Origin of the sequence: Kribbella sp. NBC_01505, from assembly GCF_045040285.1 — a bacterium.
In the GTDB taxonomy this organism is placed as follows: domain Bacteria; phylum Actinomycetota; class Actinomycetes; order Propionibacteriales; family Kribbellaceae; genus Kribbella.
This window is the reverse complement of record NZ_CP109425.1, coordinates 8,224,406-8,241,427: the sequence shown is the minus strand read 5'-3', so window position 1 is coordinate 8,241,427 and position 17,022 is coordinate 8,224,406. Positions and strand designations below refer to the sequence as shown.

General features: G+C 65.3%; 14 protein-coding genes and 1 tRNA gene. 9 read left to right on the top strand and 6 right to left on the bottom strand.

Annotated elements, in window-relative coordinates; all coding sequences use genetic code 11:
- The first annotated feature begins 44 nt into the window (after positions 1-44).
- The 6 genes from OG474_RS38705 to OG474_RS38680 all read left to right on the top strand — a co-directional run bounded on the left by OG474_RS38705 (position 45) and on the right by OG474_RS38680 (position 3,354).
- Positions 45-389, top strand: coding sequence for a hypothetical protein (locus tag OG474_RS38705; RefSeq protein WP_405058617.1), 345 nt, complete (start codon positions 45-47; stop codon positions 387-389).
- A 259-nt stretch (positions 390-648) separates the two neighbouring features.
- A complete protein-coding gene (locus OG474_RS38700; protein ID WP_405058616.1) occupies positions 649-807 on the top strand; it encodes a hypothetical protein in 159 nt (52 codons plus the stop codon).
- Between the two features lie 168 nt (positions 808-975).
- Positions 976-1,236 (top strand): hypothetical protein, encoded by a 261-nt coding sequence (locus OG474_RS38695; protein WP_405058615.1) that lies wholly within the window; start codon positions 976-978, stop codon positions 1,234-1,236.
- 208 nt (positions 1,237-1,444) lie between these two features.
- Complete coding sequence (locus tag OG474_RS38690) at positions 1,445-2,116, top strand: DddA-like double-stranded DNA deaminase toxin (protein ID WP_405058614.1); 672 nt, start codon at positions 1,445-1,447, stop codon at positions 2,114-2,116.
- The gene (locus OG474_RS38685; RefSeq protein WP_405058613.1) at positions 2,113-2,592 is read left to right on the top strand and encodes an Imm1 family immunity protein; all 480 of its coding nucleotides are present in this window, start codon (positions 2,113-2,115) and stop codon (positions 2,590-2,592) included. Before OG474_RS38690 ends, OG474_RS38685 begins: the two co-directional genes overlap by 4 nt.
- Before the next feature lie 39 nt (positions 2,593-2,631).
- Positions 2,632-3,354: an ETEC_3214 domain-containing protein gene (locus tag OG474_RS38680; RefSeq protein ID WP_405058612.1), complete on the top strand. Its 723-nt coding sequence runs from the start codon at positions 2,632-2,634 to the stop codon at positions 3,352-3,354.
- Between the two features lie 64 nt (positions 3,355-3,418).
- On the opposite strand, the gene OG474_RS38675 is transcribed toward OG474_RS38680, so the two are convergent.
- The 3 genes from OG474_RS38675 to OG474_RS38665 all read right to left on the bottom strand — a co-directional run bounded on the left by OG474_RS38675 (position 3,419) and on the right by OG474_RS38665 (position 6,994).
- Complete coding sequence (locus OG474_RS38675; protein ID WP_405058611.1) at positions 3,419-5,236, bottom strand: hypothetical protein; 1,818 nt, start codon at positions 5,234-5,236, stop codon at positions 3,419-3,421.
- A 273-nt stretch (positions 5,237-5,509) separates the two neighbouring features.
- On the bottom strand, positions 5,510-6,076 hold the full coding sequence (locus OG474_RS38670) for a hypothetical protein (RefSeq protein ID WP_405058610.1): 567 nt from the start codon (positions 6,074-6,076) through the stop codon (positions 5,510-5,512).
- 102 nt (positions 6,077-6,178) lie between these two features.
- On the bottom strand, positions 6,179-6,994 hold the full coding sequence (locus tag OG474_RS38665) for a hypothetical protein (protein ID WP_405058609.1): 816 nt from the start codon (positions 6,992-6,994) through the stop codon (positions 6,179-6,181).
- Between the two features lie 234 nt (positions 6,995-7,228).
- Between OG474_RS38665 and OG474_RS38660 the strand changes: the two genes are divergently transcribed.
- A tRNA-Arg gene (locus OG474_RS38660) sits at positions 7,229-7,319 on the top strand.
- Positions 7,320-7,637: 318 nt separating this feature from the next.
- Here the strand turns inward: OG474_RS38660 and OG474_RS38655 are convergent.
- Positions 7,638-10,364, bottom strand: coding sequence for a GNAT family N-acetyltransferase (locus OG474_RS38655; RefSeq protein ID WP_405058608.1), 2,727 nt, complete (start codon positions 10,362-10,364; stop codon positions 7,638-7,640).
- Positions 10,365-10,405: 41 nt separating this feature from the next.
- On the opposite strand from OG474_RS38655, the gene OG474_RS38650 reads away from it, so the two are divergent.
- Positions 10,406-11,446, top strand: a complete 1,041-nt coding sequence (locus OG474_RS38650; RefSeq protein ID WP_405058607.1) for an SLC13 family permease — start codon at positions 10,406-10,408, stop codon at positions 11,444-11,446.
- On the opposite strand, the gene OG474_RS38645 is transcribed toward OG474_RS38650, so the two are convergent.
- Positions 11,443-11,850, bottom strand: coding sequence for an MmpS family transport accessory protein (locus tag OG474_RS38645; protein ID WP_405058606.1), 408 nt, complete (start codon positions 11,848-11,850; stop codon positions 11,443-11,445). The genes OG474_RS38650 and OG474_RS38645 overlap by 4 nt on opposite strands.
- 72 nt (positions 11,851-11,922) lie before the next feature.
- On the opposite strand from OG474_RS38645, the gene OG474_RS38640 reads away from it, so the two are divergent.
- Positions 11,923-13,644, top strand: a complete 1,722-nt coding sequence (locus tag OG474_RS38640) for an AMP-binding protein (RefSeq protein ID WP_405058605.1) — start codon at positions 11,923-11,925, stop codon at positions 13,642-13,644.
- 40 nt (positions 13,645-13,684) lie between these two features.
- Here OG474_RS38640 and OG474_RS38635 read toward each other — a convergent pair whose 3' ends face one another.
- Complete coding sequence (locus OG474_RS38635) at positions 13,685-16,936, bottom strand: S8 family serine peptidase (protein WP_405058604.1); 3,252 nt, start codon at positions 16,934-16,936, stop codon at positions 13,685-13,687.
- Between the last annotated feature and the right edge of the window lie 86 nt (positions 16,937-17,022).

The window sequence follows — 17,022 nt, the reverse complement described above, 5'->3', positions numbered from 1 at the left end:
ACTCATCCAAGCTCAAAGACTCAGACCATCCAGACGGGGACGCAATGGGAACACGTACTGCTAGCGGGTACATCAGAAAGGGGTTTCTGACGACGGTTACGGAACTCGCGATACTTCGTCGGCAGATCGTGGCGTGCGCCGAGTCCAACGGCGTCGAGGTGGACGCAATCTACGAAGAAGAACTCGATCGAAACTCGGTCGAGCTCGTGGCCTGCATTGACGCTCTGCTCGACGCAGATGAGGCCTACCTGATTGTTCCGAGCCTCCTGCACTTCGCCGGGTTCAACAATCCGCTGGAAGTGCGTCGCGATCTAGAGAGCCGCGGGATCAGAGTACTGACTGTACGAGACAACTCCCAGCGCCCAGAGAACCGGACCGGCGAGGAGTGAACGACCCGCCAGGTTGGTTGGTGCGCGATGCGCGAGGACGGCTTGCTGTTGCCCGACCATCCTGGCGCGGCGGAGCGGAGCGCGGCGTGACCATCCCACACCTCACCGCGGGAAAGAGAACCGCGCCCGCTCCGCCGATTCCAAGCCACACCAAAGTGTTTGTGTCGGGGCCTCCCCTGTCTCGGACACAACCAGAGGCGGCCCCCGAGGTGACCTCACCTTTGGGGCCGCCAACTTCAATCAACAACCGAGAGAAACCATGCAAACCAACCCAACGACGGTCGACGAACGCATCACCCTCGAAACCCCAGAAGCGATCGACAAGGACCGCGCCTACTGGTACGGCTGCGGCTACCTGCGCGGCAACCCAGCCGTCGCCCGCGTTCTTGTAGGTATAGCCGCGCCAGCCCTTCCCTAGAAGACAAGCGAGAGGACGACGACGACCTGACAGCCGACGTTCTCGGCACCATGTTCAGCACCTTCTTCCTGAAGGCAGACGAGGGAGACATGGACAAGGTGTTCATGCAGTGGATGCACACCCTGTTGAGCCGAAGCTCACCAACCGCCCCGAAGTGAGGAACCCGTCATGTCTGACGTGCAGCGCTTGAAAGAGCAACTGTTCCAAGTGTCGATGGAAGCCAAGCAGGCGGCAGGTGGGCTGGCCGGGTTCAAGCTGCGCTTCACCCAGCACAGTCAACAGGTCGAGAGCCTGATCTCCGGCACGGCGACCGGCGTTGACCGAGACATCTCCGAGATCCTGGACGCGGCCGGCAAAGCCGTCGAGCAGGCGACCCAGGCCCTGGAGATCGCCTCGGCCGGATGCAAGAGCTACGCCGACCAGATCTAGGGCCGGCGTGCCTTCCGATCTTCAGCGGGTAGCGCAGGGGCTGGTCGATTGCCTCGACGAGGTTCCTCGGGTTCTCGAGCGTTTGCACCGGACCGCGGGGCGGTGCCGAGAGAACGCCGCAATAGCTGCTCAGCTCGGGGCGTCTACGGCGGCGCAACAACTCGACGCGGCCGCCCGGGCTTGTGAGGCCGCTGCGCACTATCTGGGGATGGCTCCGCCCAAAGCCAGGGGCTGGGCGGAGCGCCTGACTGGTGCGCCGCCTGGCGAGACAGGGCGACCTGACATCGGGTTGGGCGAGCGCAACCCACTGATCTCGAATGGACCTGGTCCGAGCAAGAGGGACCTGGACGGGCGTGGCGGTAATAGGAGGCCGGACCCTGCTGGGGACAAGGGCCGCCCCCGAGGGCCGGGAGCCAGCGACGGCGGTGGCCAACCGCCGGCCTTTGCGGTTGAGGTACCAGACCGTCCAGCCCCAGCGCCCTTCATCAACGAGATCTTTCGCAGGCTTCCTGATCGTCCGAACAACTCGGGGCCGACGCGCGGCATCCTGACTCGGACGGATGGACGTGGACCAATCCATCTGGTGAGCGGTTCCAAGGGGCCGGGCGGCCAGAGCCCCGGTCTTACTGGCTGGCTTGCCCGGCTGGGTGTCGCGAGGGACCACGTCGAGGGTCATGCGGCGGCGTTAATGCGTCGCGCGGGAGCACCGCGAGAGGCGACCCTTTACCTGAACAACAAGCCGTGCGGCCTGGACGACGAAGACCAGCCACTAGGCTGCGATGGGACTCTCAAGTATCAGCTTCCACCTGGATCCAAGCTGACCGTCTACTGGCCCGGTGGCCACAAGATCTACATCGGAGAAGAGGACGAGCCCGAGTGAACGAGTTTGTGAAAGCGAACTATCAGTTTGGCGACGCGGATGTACGCGAGACAGTCGAGTCACACGGGCAGCTAGACGCGCTGGTGGACAGGGCTGCCGCCCACGGCCGACCTATCTGGCTGGAGCTGGTGATTCGAGGCGAATCCGACGCACCGTTCGCATCGACCGTGATGTGGATCGGTCTCGGAGCATCCTTCAGCTCCTTGGTCTTTCACGAACCGGGCAACGACGGCGAGCGGTACGACTCAGCAGGGACGCTCGATCATCCCCAGGACGCCGAGTTCGACTACGGCACCGTACCCACCTCGATGTCAAGTGGCAGCGCCATCGAGGTCGAGCCAGCCAGGGAGGCAGCCAGGGAGTTCCTGGCGACCGGTCGGCGTCCGACCTGCGTGTCTTGGAGGGTGTTCGAGATACCGATCAATGGCGAGCCAGAACCGATCGAGGGCTGGGACGCTTTCGCCGACCCGAGCTGAGCCGGAGCACCCGTGAGACTGTTGATAGATGTGCCCTGGATGCAGGTCAAGGACATCCTCGAGGGAACGGCGGCGCTGATCGTCATTCTTGGTGTGCCGCCGATCGCGGCGAAAAATGTCGCAAGGATGTGGCGGCGAAGTACCTTCGGACGACGCCGTGCCCAGGCGCGCCTACTCGACCAGTTGGCTTGCGGTGAGCCGATAACACGAGTCGAGACTTGGCTCGGATTTGCGGTCGTAGCCGAGGGCGATACGCGCACATACGAGCTACCCGGCGCATGGGTGCAAGTGACCGAGGCAAACGAGGTAGTGGCCTCATTCTCAGTGACGATTCGGTCATCGAGGATGTGGTACGACGCTTCGCGGTTGACTGTCGGCAACCTGCCCATTCGGCTTGGCCGGTCCACTTTCTCCGACATCGATCCTCGCGGCACAGCACCGGACTCGGCTTACGCCGAGGGCAACCGTCGAGTTGGGTATGTCCAGTCGTACTACTTCGGTAACCCGGGCCACTACCAGGCATATGTTGTGGGCTACAACATCATCGGTGCGGGCGGCGTAAGCGCCGGATACTCGGATGCGAGAGAAGCCGATGCGGCTGCGCAGGCGGTGGCCATGGCGGGAACCACCGTCAACACCCTGGTCGTCTATGGCCCGCAGACTGCCCCGCCAGCTCCGCTGGACGCTTTTGTCGGCGTGGAAGGCGATCACATCCGGCTACGCCTAGGTCGTGGAACGAATCTGCGAATCGCCGACCTATGAGTTCGGTCGTGGCGGTGATCAAGGAGGCAGGGCGCTTCCTGGCAAGTCAGTGCGAGATGATCGGTCACGACCGTGCCTCGGTCTCGCGGTCCTTCTCAACCGGGATGCCAAGGCGGTAACGGCGCGGGACGCCCTCCCAGGTGACTGGTTTCGGGCCCCACTCGATGCCTACGCGATCTACCTTCGCGCGACCTTTCCGACGCCGGCGGAGTAGCAGCAGTGTGATCATTGCAGCGATCAAGAAGATTGCCACGATGCAGAGATAGGTCACGAGGACTGCGTTCGGCCCTCGGGCTGCCCATTGCTGGACGGGGGTGAGAATCTGCCCCGTGCGACCAGTGAATTTTGCCTGCGAAATAACCCCGAGAGAGTCGCGAACGGCTGGGATTCCGAAGACGATGGCAGCCACAGCGCCGAGCGTCGCGGCTAGAATATTTCGCCGGTCACTCGATCTTGAACTGTTGGACTCCGCCAATTGGCGGAGTAGGGAGAGCTTCTCAGTGACGCGCGCATAGATTTCTGAGGTGTGTAGCTGGCGGAGAATATCTGCTGATATATCCTGCGCGGTCCCATGGGACAGCGTTGTTCTCCCCACCTCGGTTAAGCCACTGATCAGCTCGCGCTCGATTGCAGGGATGGACTTCCTGTCTTCGCTACTGGAATCAACCATCTCTTGGAGGCTATGCAATTGCCAATGTTGAAGCACCGCGTTTTCTATGACCGCGATTGCCATGTAGTTCTGCGTCAGGCCTGGGGAGAAATCGTCGCGATCGAACTTCCACTCAACGAGGAGTGAGTTCCCGCCAAAATGAAATCTCGACTCGTCGGCGTGTAGCGCACGGGCAGAGTCGATGACGCCTTCAATGGTGGCCTTGTCGAGGCGGCCGTACGCCTCATGCCGCAACGCTAGGCCCGCTAGTTCGGCAGCGTGGTTGGTCATCCATCGCTTGCGTGAGCGGCAGCAACCCAAGCCTCCGACAAAGACCGTGGTATAGCAGAAGTATCCGAGATTCTGCCGCTGCTTCCGTACGAAACTGCGGATGGCGTCCGAATAGGCAGAGTACACATCGACGATGTCGATCGGACTACTGAGATTTAAGGTTGTGTAACCGGCGCGGCCCTCTTCGTTGCGGGAATAGCTATCGAGAACCTTCTCGACGCCTTCGCTGCTCTCATTGAAAAGTCCTCCGAAGCTTGTAATTGTGTCGAACTCGGGGCCGTGAGGATTAGATATGTCCAAGAGATCATCAGTGGTTTTATTGTCGCCGGGGAGCGTCGCGAAGCTCAGTAGAGCAGTTCCTGATCTGTGCAACAATAGGAACGCCAGAATCTCGGCATCCTCAAACCCGTGGTAGGTCGTATAGAACGGCTTCAGGTCGAGTCTGATGAATGGTTCACCCCGAAGATAAAGCGGAGAGAATAGGGAACGGTCGACAGCGCCCATTCCGCCGACTATCTCAGTGATGTCAAGCACTTCTAGATCGAGAGTGTTCGTCATTGCTCGCATTTCCTCGACATCAATATTCTCGAGGAGCTCTGCGCGATCACGCTTTACGAGCGCTCTGAAGAATAGCCGCCTGAGATGAAAGGCTGATCGAGGGTGGGTTCTTATCCACGGTCGCAGTGAGGACTTTGCATTGCATGCCTCATGGAGAGCAATGATGTCTTCCATGAGTTTGCGCGCCTTCACCACCTTTGAGTAGTTCCTGCCGAGGAGTGGCGTATCGGAGCCTGCGATACCGGCTGCGGTGGCTATCCCAGAAGACAGGAGCCGGTCGGCAAGTTTGTGAATGTTGGTGCCGAGCGGCAGTGAGAATGAGAACGTGTAGAAGACGCCGCCTCCGTAGTAACTGGCCGCGTGTGCCTTCCGGCGGTGGAACATGCTCTCCCCTTACTGCTCAACGTCGAACTGAACGATGGTCGCCGTACGACAACCAGTTCCCATCCGGGCAACGCCGAGGGTCGCCGTCACTTATCTTGGCGCGGTCTGTCTGATCGGCCACCTCGTGAACCCACAGGCCAACGTCGAGCCTAGGACGGGGCGACTGCCAGATCAGTTCCCCCTGCTTGTAGAGCACTCCCCGCCGACGCAACAGAGCCTGATTGCCAGAGCCGCTACGCCCGGCGGCCCAGGGTCAATCCGGTAAGCCAGACCTTACGTTAGTCGGCCCAGCCAGCCCGATGGATGGCCGGACACTCGCATGCTGGCGATCTGGAAGTTCCATCGTTGTGCGACGTGACTGGCATCCGCAAGCCGACGTTCTATCGCAACCAGCTCTTCAAGCAGGTAGGGCTCGCCCAACTCCAAACTATCGTTCGCCTGTCGCCGCCAACCGTCGAATGCGCGAGCTTCGCGCTCCCATTGTTCGATGTATGCCCGGCGCTGCTCCTCACTCAAGGCAAGGAACTCGTCGGCTGGACGCATCGCGTCGGAGTCTCGGAGCAACCATTGCGAATGCATCACCGCGTTGCGATCCTTCTGGATCGCCTCTACCACGCCCGCAAACGCGACGACCTCATTGCGATATGCCGTCTCCAGACGGTTGGCGGCGAATTCCTTGATCTTCTCGCGAACTTGCCCCGCCGACGCCTTGCGGGCCTTCAGCTGGTCGACGTCATCGCGAGCAAGTTGCCACCAGCGCATTCCCAAATCCGCATCCAGGCGACCGGCCGCGACTGCGATCCGCCCGACCTCCATCAGAATCTGCTCGTCGGGATACATTCCGCTACCTCTGCACGATGTCGAGGTTTGTGGTCCCTGCTCCGCGATGCACTGTCGCCATGATGGTCATGGTAGGCGCGCCCAGCAGACCATCGCACCGCGTTATGTGTTCCGGCTACCCGTCGCCGGTTCCGCACCGAGAGGCATCCAAGTCCACGGGCCGTCAACCCCCTCCCGAAGGTAGAGGCGGTCTGGCTCATCCATCTCAGGTGGGTAGCGCTGCATAACGGCGTCGACAAAGCTGCGTGCGTCGTCAGAACTCGCAAGGTCTGAGGCCATCGTCAGCACCTCGAAGTACGGACCGGGCAGACCTGCGACCACCAAATGCCCGCAGTCTAGAAGGTCAGATAGTCTCTGATCTCTCCCGGTTGTGCGCTTCCGATCTAGGTGCGCACCCCCGAGCTTGTTCGTGACGTAGTGGAGCAAATCGCCTCGGTTGATCTTGTTCGCCGCGATCTGGATACACGTCGAGCGCAGATAAGCAGTGAGCTTGTACGTTCGCCTGACACTGTGCCTCTGGCCGAAATCGCCCTGGATAGCAGCGCCGAATGCCTCGCGCCCTTTATGCTCGGCGCCTGGAACGACGACCATCGCAAGCCCCGCATAACGCGCTCTGCTTGGGCTAGACCCGCCGGCATAGGCATAGTGGATCCACATCGGATTTGGTACGTCGCTGACCGAGGGCTCAGGGTCCATTGCCCGCAGGCTGGGCTCGCCGAGGTTTCCCATCAGCCTCCATGCCCGACCGTAATCGCCGTGCAGGAGCAGTCTCCTGAGAACCGTTGCAATCAACCGCACATCGGTGCGAGTCACTTGCTCGTGCGCCGGCCGGGCGATGTACCGGAGATCCTCGGCAACAACGGTCACAAGATCGATATCGTGCTCGGTGAGTTCAACCTCACGCGGCGGAGTGCCCATGGAGACGTACTACACGATGTCAGAGGATCTTGGCGAATGAATTCCGTAGGTAGCATCCTGGGCAGGGCGCGATACTCTGCTTGCCACCGTCCCGCATGTCACGGTGACTGCACAACCCTGAATGATTATGCGGATGACTGCACACCCGGGAGTTACCGGTGATGGGGCTTATTGGTGGTGAATCGGCCTGATGGGCGACGAAGCCGAGGGTGGTTGAGACGGCGCGAAGGCCCAGGTCAGGTGACAGTTGCTGTCCTCAGATGACCAGGGCCGACGGTCGCGACTTCTAATCCGTTGGTCGCAGGTCCGAGTCCTGTCCAGACCTCCGCTCGGATTCCCTTCGCGCCTGCATTTATCCCGCCGGGGAGAATGACACGGGAATAGCGCGCCCCAGAGGGGCGCCACCACGTCCTGCTCGCGGGCGGACTACATTCGCCCGCCGACCACAGGCACGGGCGGGGAATCGACCTGCCGTCGAACCACGTCCACGGGTGGGGCCTATACATCCGCCCCAACCTCTCGCCCTGGGCCACGTTCTTCCTGTGGCGTCCCGAGCACCCAGACCACCAACTACGGGCACGGGTGGGGGAAGGACACCGGTCTCCCAACCACGGCCACGGGTGGGGTTGAGACGCTGGGCTGGTCAGGTGAGGCGGCGTACTGGGGTGTCTTGGCGGGGTTTTTCGTTGGGGGCTATGCGGATGGCGGCGTCCAGGACTGTGGCGCCTTGGATGGCGACGAGGACTGAGCGGAGGTCGAGTTTGACGACTTCCTCGAGGTCGAGGGTGAGGCGGGAGACTCGGTGCAGGAGGTTTTCGATGGCGGCGATGTCGGCCGGGTCGGTGCCTCGGTAGCCGTAGAGGAGGGGTGCGGCGCGGACCTCGCGGACCATTTCGGCGGCGTCGCGGGTGGTCAGGGGTGGCATCCGGTAGGAGCGGTCGCCGAGTAGGTCGGTGGCGACGCCGGACAGGCCGAAGGTGACGACCGGGCCGAAGGAGACGTCCTCCAGCGCGGAGATCACCACCGGTACGCCGGGCGGCGCCATCTTCTGTACGACGAATTGCGCGCGCGCCGGGTCCGCGGCCACCCCGAACGTGTGGGTCATCTCGGCCCACGCCGCCCGCATGTCTTCCTCGTCGTGGATGTGCCGCCAGATGTCTGCGAGGTCGGGCCGCATCCGCCACTGCTCGGCGGTCGCCTTCAGGATCACCTCGAAGCCCAGGTCGGCCGCGCGCGCGACCGCCTCATCCGCGCTCAGCACCGGGAACGCAGGCAGCACCGAGATCCCGTAGAAGCTCAACAACAGCTGCCGATCCGAGTCGTCCAGATCAGCACCCTTCGGATGCCGCTGCAGATACTCCGCGACGAAGTCCTCGGCACCCGCGGTGTTCACCTCAGGCAACTCCGGTACGCCGCTGTCCGACCGCCGCCGCCATTCGGCGTACTGGGTCGCCTTGGCCAGCGCGCCCACGGCGTACTGCGGATTGAGGAACGACGGAATCGACCCGCGCGCCGCGCCACCGTCCTCGTCGGGGACCTGCAGCTCCTTCGGCACGCTCCGGGAAGCCAGGAACGTCGAGACCACTGGCTTGTCCGAGCCCGCCGCGGCAGCAGCCAGTACGGCGGCCACCTCGGCTCCGCTCGACTGGACCGGCGGCGTGTAGATCACCACGACCGAGTGCACCCGATCGTCCGCGAACACCTCGCTCAGCGCCTCGCCGAAGTCCGCCGCCGACGCGTCCGCACTCAGATTGCGGGGATCACCGGCCACCTTCAGCCCGACCCCGGCCATCGTGTCCAGCGCGAGCAGCGTGAGCGCGTCGGAGTTGCTGACGATCGCGACCCGACGGCCCTTCGGCAGCGGCTGGTGCGCGAGCAGCTGGGCGACGTCGAAGAGCTCGCCCGTGGTGTCGACCCCGATCAGGCCGCTCTGCCGGAACATCGACTCGATCGTTGCAGGCGGCAACTTGCTCTTCCGGACCAGCTGCCCGACCGGCACACCCTGCGTGGCGCGGCCGGACTTCAGCGCGACCACCGGCTTGCGCCCGGCGAGCCGGCGCGCGACCCGGCTGAACTTGCGCGGGTTGCCCAGCGACTCCAGGTAGAGCAGCACGACCTCGGTCGCCTCGTCGGAGTACCAGTACTGCATCAGGTCGTTGCCGGAGACATCGGCCCGGTTGCCGGCCGAGACGAAACTGGACAGCCCGACACCACGCGTGGCCATGTCGGCGAGGATCGAGACGCCGAGCGCACCGGACTGGCAGAAGAACGCGACCCGCCCGCGGCTCGGCATCGCCGGTGACAGCGTCGCGTTGAGCGAGACACCGGCCGCGGTATTGATCAACCCGAGTGCGTTCGGTCCGATCACGCGCATCCCGTACGAGCGCGCGAGCCCGACCAGCTGCCGTTGCCGCCGCCGCCCCTCGTCACCGATCTCCGCGAACCCGCTCGACACCACGACCAGCCCGCGCACGCCCTTGGCGGCGCAGTCCAGCACGACGTCCGACACCATCTCAGCCTTGACCGCGACGATGACCAGATCGACCGTGTCCGGCACATCACGAATCGTCGCGTACGCCGGCACACCCTCGATCTCAACGGCCGATGTGTCCGCGTTGACGGCGTACATCCGACCAGGAAAACCGCTGTCCCGCAGGTTGCGCATCAGCGCGTTGCCGATCGTGCCCTCGCGGCGGCTCGCCCCGATCACCGCGACGCTCGACGGGGTCAGCAGCCGGGCGATCGACAGCGCCTCGGAGCGCTGCTCCCGCGCCTGCATCACCCCGAACGACGTGTCGGTCGGCGCGATGTCGAACTCGACCATGATCACGCCGTCCTCGAACTCCCGGGCGACCTTGTAGCCGGCCTCGGTGAAGACGGTGATCATCTTGCGGTTGTCCGGCAGCACCTCGGCGACGAACCGGGTGATGCCGTTCTCCCGGGCCGCCTGCGCCAGGTGCTCCAGCAGCAGTTGCCCGAGGCCCCGGCCCTGGTGCGCGTCCTCGATCAGGAACGCGACCTCCGCCGTACGGCGGCCTGTCCGTTCGTACCGGCCGACGCCGATCATCTCGTTGGCGACGGTAACGATCAGCGCGAGCCGGTCGTGGTAGTCCACCTGCGTGAAACGCGCCACATCCCGATCGGACAGCTGCGGGTAGGGCGCGAAGAACCGGTAGTACTTCGACTGCTCGGACACCCGTGCGTAGAACTCGACCAGCAGCTCGGCGTCGCTCGGCGTGATCGGCCGCAGGCGCGCTGTCGCCCCGTCGCGGAGGACGACGTCCGCCTCGAAGTCCACCGGGTAATCGGCCGGGGCCTGCACGTCATACTGTGCAAGCTGTCCAGCTGACGTGTCGTCCGGCGAGGTCACCCAGCCAGCGTACTCAACACATCTGACAGGAGGCGGCGATTTTGGTCGAGCGGATCGCACCAGTACTGGTGTTTCTGATCGCAGTGACCGTCATCGCCGAACTGGCCGACAAGGCCAAGGTGTTCGACGTGGCGGCCCGCGAGGCCGCGCACCTGGCCCGTGGGCGCGTCTGGCGGCTCTGGCTGCTGGTGGTCGTGCTCGCGACCGGCCTCACGATCGTGCTCTCGCTCGACACCTGCGCGGTGCTGCTGACCCCGGTCGTCCTCGCGATGGCCCGGCAGCTCGACATCCCGCCGAAGCTGTTCGCGTTCACCACGGTCTGGCTGGCCGGTACGGCGTCCCTGCTGCTGCCGGTGTCGAACCTGACGAACCTGCTCGCGCTCCACCAGTTCCGGCTGCTGGACGCGTCGTACCTGTCGGTGAGCTGGCGACCGGCGATCGCGGCGATCGTGATCACGGTGGTCGTGCTCGCGGTCCTGTTCCACAAAGACCTCGGCCGTTCGTACGACGTACCGGCGGCGCCCGCGGTTGAGGACAAGGTGCTGTTCTGGACGTCGACCGGGGTCTGCGTAGCGCTCGGACCGGCGTTCGTCTCCGGTATCGAGGTCGCGTGGCCGGCCAGCATCGGTGCGCTGATCCTGGTCGTGCTGTTCGCCGTCCGCCGCCGCAGTGAGCTGCACTGGCGGCTCGTCCCGGCGAAGCTGGTGGTCGGCGTCGTGATCCTGTTCGCGGTCGTTGCCTTCCTCACCGATCACGGTCTGGAGGAGATCCTGCGCCAGGTCGCCGGGACCAGCTCCGACCTGCGGCTCAGTGCCACCGCGGCGCTCGGCGCCAACCTGTTCGACAACCTCCCGGCCTACCTGGCCATGGAGCCGGTCGCGGCGGCCGACCCGCACCGGATGGGCGCGCTGCTGATCGGTGTGAACACCGGCTGTCTGCTCACGCTGTGGGGCTCGTTGGCCACCCTGCTGTGGCGGGCGCGCTGCAAGTCCGCCGGCGTGACCATCACCTGGTGGTCGTTCCTGTGGCGCGGCCTGATCCTCACCCCGCTGGTGATCACGGGAGCGGTGCTGGCGCTCTAGCGTCCGGGCTCCAGGCAGACGACGACCTCGTCATCGGTCTGCGTCGCCACGACCTCGCCGTCGATCCGCACGGTGCAGGTGACCGTGCCCTTCTCCCCCTCCACGACGACCGCCGAGACTCGCGCCGACCGCGTCATCCAGGTGTGGAAACTGGTCGACCACGGGACGGCGACGGGACCTTGCTTTCCCCACCCCGGGTTGTCCTCGGTCGTGTAGACCAGTCCTGCCTGCTTGACCGTGCCGGTGACCTCGTAGGTGACATCGCGCTCGAGGTTGTTCTTCGCCCAGATGTACACCCCGACGAACCCGCCGACGATCAGGAGTCCGAAGACGCCGACGAGGATCAGGACGACGAACGGGAGCCGTGACCGGCGACGGGGCGGCACGGGTGCTGCAGCGCTCATGCAGGCGTTCTACCGGTCGGGAAGGTCACACCGGCGTTTACCGATCGGTAGTGGGTGGGCAATCATGCGGACATGAGCGATGTCGAGAGCACCGAGCAGAGCACGGCGGATGTGACACGCGAGTTCCGGACCGCGCGGGACTTCCTGGTCGCGCACCGGGAGGACTACGAGACGGCGTACCGGGACTTCAGGTGGCCGGAGTTCGAGCGGTTCAACTGGGCGCGGGACTGGTTCGACGCGCTCGCGGTCGAGCAGGCCGAGGTGGCGGCGCTGACGATCGTCGAGGAGGACGGCGAGGTCAACTCACGCACGTACGCCGAGATCGCCGAGCACTCGCGGAAGATCGCCGGCTGGCTCACCGAGGCCGGGCTGAAGCCGGGCGACCGGGTGCTGATCGTGCTCGGCAACGTCGTACCGCTGTGGGAGATCATGCTCGCCTGCATCCGCGCGGGCGCCGTGATGATCCCGGCCACCACTCTGCTCACCGATGCCGACCTGGCCGACCGGATTGCCCGAGGCAACGTTCGCGCGGTCGTCACCGCGAGTGCCGAGACCAGCCGGTACGCCGGGATCGCGGACGACTGCCTCCGGGTCGCGGTCGGTGAGCCGGTCGACGGCTGGCTGCACTACGACGACCATGAGCAGTACGACGGACCCGTGCCCGAGGTGGACACCGCTGCCGACGACTCGCTGCTGCTGTACTTCACCTCCGGCACGACCAGCCAGCCGAAGCTGGTCGAGCACACGCAGGTCAGCTACCCGGTCGGCCACCTCTCGACCATGTACTGGATCGGCCTCCAGCCCGGCGACGTGCACCTGAACGTCTCCTCCCCCGGCTGGGCCAAGCATTCGTGGAGCAACGTCTTCGCCCCCTGGAATGCCGGTGCGACCGTCTTCCTCTACAACTACGCACGTTTCGACGCCGAGAAGATGCTGCGGGTTCTTCAGACGTACGGCGTGACCACGTTCTGCGCGCCGCCGACGGTCTGGCGGATGCTCATCCAGGCTGACCTGTCCGCGGTCGAGGTCGCGATCCGCGAGTGCATCTCGGCCGGGGAGCCGCTCAACCCCGAGGTGATCGAGCAGGTCCGCAACGCGTGGGGCATCACGATCCGCGACGGCTACGGGCAGACCGAGACGACCGCGCAGATCGGCAACCCGCCCGGTCAGCCGGTGAAGCTCGGTTCGATGGGCCGGCCGCTGCCCGGCTACGCGATCGCACTGATCGACCCGAGCACCGACGAGATCGGCGACGACGGCGAGATCTGCATCGAGCTCGCTCCCCCGCCGGTCCCGCTGATGCGCGGCTACCGCGACGCCGAGGAACTGACAGCCGAGGCCACCCGTGGCGGTTTCTACCACACCGGCGACGTCGCGAGCCGGGATGAGGACGGCTACATCACGTACGTCGGCCGCTCGGACGACGTGTTCAAGGCGAGCGACTACCGGATCTCACCGTTCGAGCTGGAGTCGGTGCTGATCGAGCACCCGGCCGTCGCCGAAGCCGCGGTCGTCCCGTCGCCGGATCCGGTCCGGTTGGCGGTGCCGAAGGCGTACGTCGTACTGGCTGCCGGGCACGAGCCGACGCGCGAACTGGCCGCAGAGATCCTGCAGTTCTGCCGCGACCACCTCGCGCCGTACAAGCGGATCCGGCGGATCGAGTTCGCCGACCTGCCGAAGACGATCTCCGGCAAGATCCGCCGGGTCGAACTCCGCACCGACGAGGCGACGAAGGTCTCGGCCGGCGAAAGCAATGAGCACTCGTACGACGAGGCCGATTTCCGCGAGGTCTGACCTCGGGTGTGGCTGCGGGCGGCAGCCACACCCGGGCGTTTCACTGCAGCAGGTAGGCGTTGATCACTGTCAGGTCAGTGGTCGTGCCCGCGTTGTCCACGACGTTCGTCTTGAGCGAGATGCCCTTGGCATCTTTCGGGGTCTCGAAGATCGCCAGATAGCGACCGTCGCCAGTTCGAACGACCTTTGCGGGATGCCAGGTGGTGCCGTCGTCACCGGATACCTGCAGGCCGACGGTCCGCAGGTTCGGGAGTGCCGCGCCCGGCTGCGGATCGACCACGATGGGCAGCGCTGTGACCGGAGTGCGTCGTACGGCGTTGGTCGCGTCCACCTCAGGCTTGAAGCGGACACCGACCAGTGGGAGTTTCGCGGTACCGGCTGCTGAGGTGAACGTCCAGCTCAGGTCGGTCCGCGTGCTCATCGGGTAGAACGCGGACCGGGTCTGCGTCGCGTCGATCCGGTACGTCGTCTTCTCCGCGGGCAGGTTGACGATGGTCAGCTCGCCGAAGCCGGTGGTGTCGACCACCTGCCGCCCGTTCGCGAACAGTCTGGTCCGGGTCGACGACGTCACGCTGACGCCTTGGCTGCCTTCGGCATCGGAGACCGGGGCGACCGCGATGGACAGTTTGTCCCCTTCCCGCGTCGCAGCGGTTGGTTGCGGGGTGAAGACCGCCGTACTGAGTTGTTCGCGGTAGGTCCGGCCGGCCCGGTACGGCTTCGGCGCCGAGATCAGCTGGCCGTACAGGGTCGGGATCGGGATGCCGGTGCCGACGGAGAAGTCGATCGCGAACCGCTTCCAGGTTGCCGGCGTCGCGTCGAGATAGCCGTGGACGACCGTCGGCAGCGTGTACGGGATGCCGCCGCCCAGCGGGTTCGGTACGTTCGGCGCCGCGCCCGTGAAGCCGACGAACGAGCGACGGTCGCTGGTCGCATTGACCGCGGTCTCGACCTTCGCCAGCGAGTCATCGCGAACAGTCCGCTGAAAGCCGTCCGGCAGCTTGCCGGGGAACACATCCAACAGCCCATACAGGTACGGCGAGTCCGTGTACGAGCCGTCCGCGTTCTCGCGCGCCCACTGCGTACTGAGATGCGCGGTGAACTGGTCAGCCAGGAGCGACTCTCCGAGCCCGGCCGTGAACAGGTGTTCCGTATCGCTGATACGCATCACCGCACCCGTGTAACCGCCGCCGGTCGTGTGCCGGTCATAGCCGATCCCGCCGACAGTCAGCGCTGCGTCGGCCCGCGGTACGGCGATCTGCACCGGCTTGGTCTGCCGGGCATCCATCACGATCGTCGTGTCCGCGGTCAGGTCGAGCTTCGGCTGGACGAAGTACCGGGTGTCGATCGCGTAGCTGCCGGGGACCTCCTTGAACTGGTCGCCCTCGACCAGGTACTCACCCCGCGGAAGCCGCAGGGTCGCCGTACCGGACGACTGCATCCACGAGGAGTCGGCGAAGCCGACGATGTAGGTCAGACCGTCGAAGGGATCGCCTGCCGCGTCGAAGTGCTTGACCGTGAGGTTGTAGCTCTCGCGCTCCTTGTCGACCGCGAGCGGGGTGTCGAGCGAAAGGCCCGGAGCCGTCGCGGTGACGCGACCGGAGTAGCTGCCCTCGGGACCGGAGTGGTTCGTCGCGGAGGTGACCTCGACCGAGGCGGTCCCACCCGCGGGCACGGTCAGTTCGCCGCTGCTGAGGCGAAGTGCGCCGGCCGGTGCCGATGAGCCGTTGCTCGCCGTCATCGTCCCAGTCAGGCGCAGCGTCACCGGCTGGTCGCCGAGGTTGCGGTAGGTCAGCGTCTTGGTCACCGGAGTGTCGTCGGTGTGCGGCCAAGTGGCCAGGCCGAACGACAGGCTGCCCGGCTCCGCGATCACCTGCTGCGTGATCGCCTTCGCGACGTCGATCCGGCCTGCTCCCTGCTGGAACACGGTCTGATCGGCCGCGACCTTGGCCGAGCCCATCAGCACCGCCTTCAGCTCAGCTGCCGACCACGTGGGGTGTTCCTGGGAAAGCAACGCGGCGGCTCCGGCGACATGCGGCGTCGCCATCGACGTACCGCTGAGCCGCGTGTAGTTGTCGTCGATCGGCGTACCGACGTTCGTGCCGTGCGCTCGGGCCGCAACGATCCCGACGCCCGGCGCGGTCACGTCCGGCTTGATCGCGTGGTCGCCGACCCGCGGGCCGCGACTGGAGAAGTCGGCCAGCTTGTCCTGCTTGTCGACCGCTCCCACCGTCAGTGCGGCATCGGCGCTCCCGGGTGAGCCGACCGTGCTCTCGCCCGATCCCTCGTTCCCTGCTGCGATCACGAACAGCGTCCCGGTCTCGGCGGTCAGCCGGTTCACGGCCTCCTCGAGCGGGTCGATCCCCGGCTGGTCGGTGCCGCCGAGGCTCATGTTGATGACCTTGGCCTTCACCTCGGTCGCGGCCCACTCCATCCCGGCCAGGATGTCGGAGTCGTAGCAGCCGCTCAGTTCGCAGATCTTGCCGTCGTACAGGCGAGCGTCCGGGGCGACGCCCTTGTACTTTCCGTTCGAGGCGGCGGCCGTACCGGCGATGGTCGAGGCGACGTGCGTGCCATGACCAACGAGGTCGTCCGGCGTTTCGGTGGTGAAGTTCTTCGCGCCGGCAATCTGCGCGGCGAGGTCGGCGTGCGTCGCGTCGATGCCGGAGTCCAGTACGGCGACCGCGACGCCCTTCCCGGTGTAGCCCGCCGCCCACGCAGCCGGGGCGCCGATCTGCGGGACCGAGACGTCGAGCGAGAGCTTCCGCTTGCCGTCCAGCCAGACCTTGCCCGACGGGATCGCCGGCAGGAAGCGGCTCGCATTGGTCTTCGCGACCTTCAGAGCGGTCGCGTGGGACAGCTCCCGAGTCACCGTCGCACCAGACGTGGCGAATCGGGAGCTGCCGGTCGACTCGACGAGCAGCGGGATCTGCGGGGTCGACGCATCGTCGTAGCCCGCGTCGATCAGACCGGTCACGTCGAACAGCCGCCGGTCCAGCGACTCATCGGCCACGCGCTGCGCGACATCGGACGGTACGACGTACAGGTGGTTGCCGATCGTGCGGCTGCTGAAGCTGAACCGGTCGCGGCCGGGGCCGGGATCGATCAGCGGCTGCTGCTGGCCGGGCAGCACGGTGATGCGATCGCCGGTGATCAGGGTGACCTGCTTCCCGATCCCGGTCTTCGGGACGGGGTCGGGTGCGGCCTGGCTGGAGATCGGCTGGATGAGCGCGGCAAGCGTCAGGGACGCCAGTACGACGGCGCCTGAACGCCGGAAGGTGCGGGGCGGTTGCACGGTGAAGCCTCCACATCGGTGAGCGGACCGAATTGGCTGCGTTATTTTTCTGGCGGTCAGCCTAGATGTCTTGAGAGCGCTCCCAT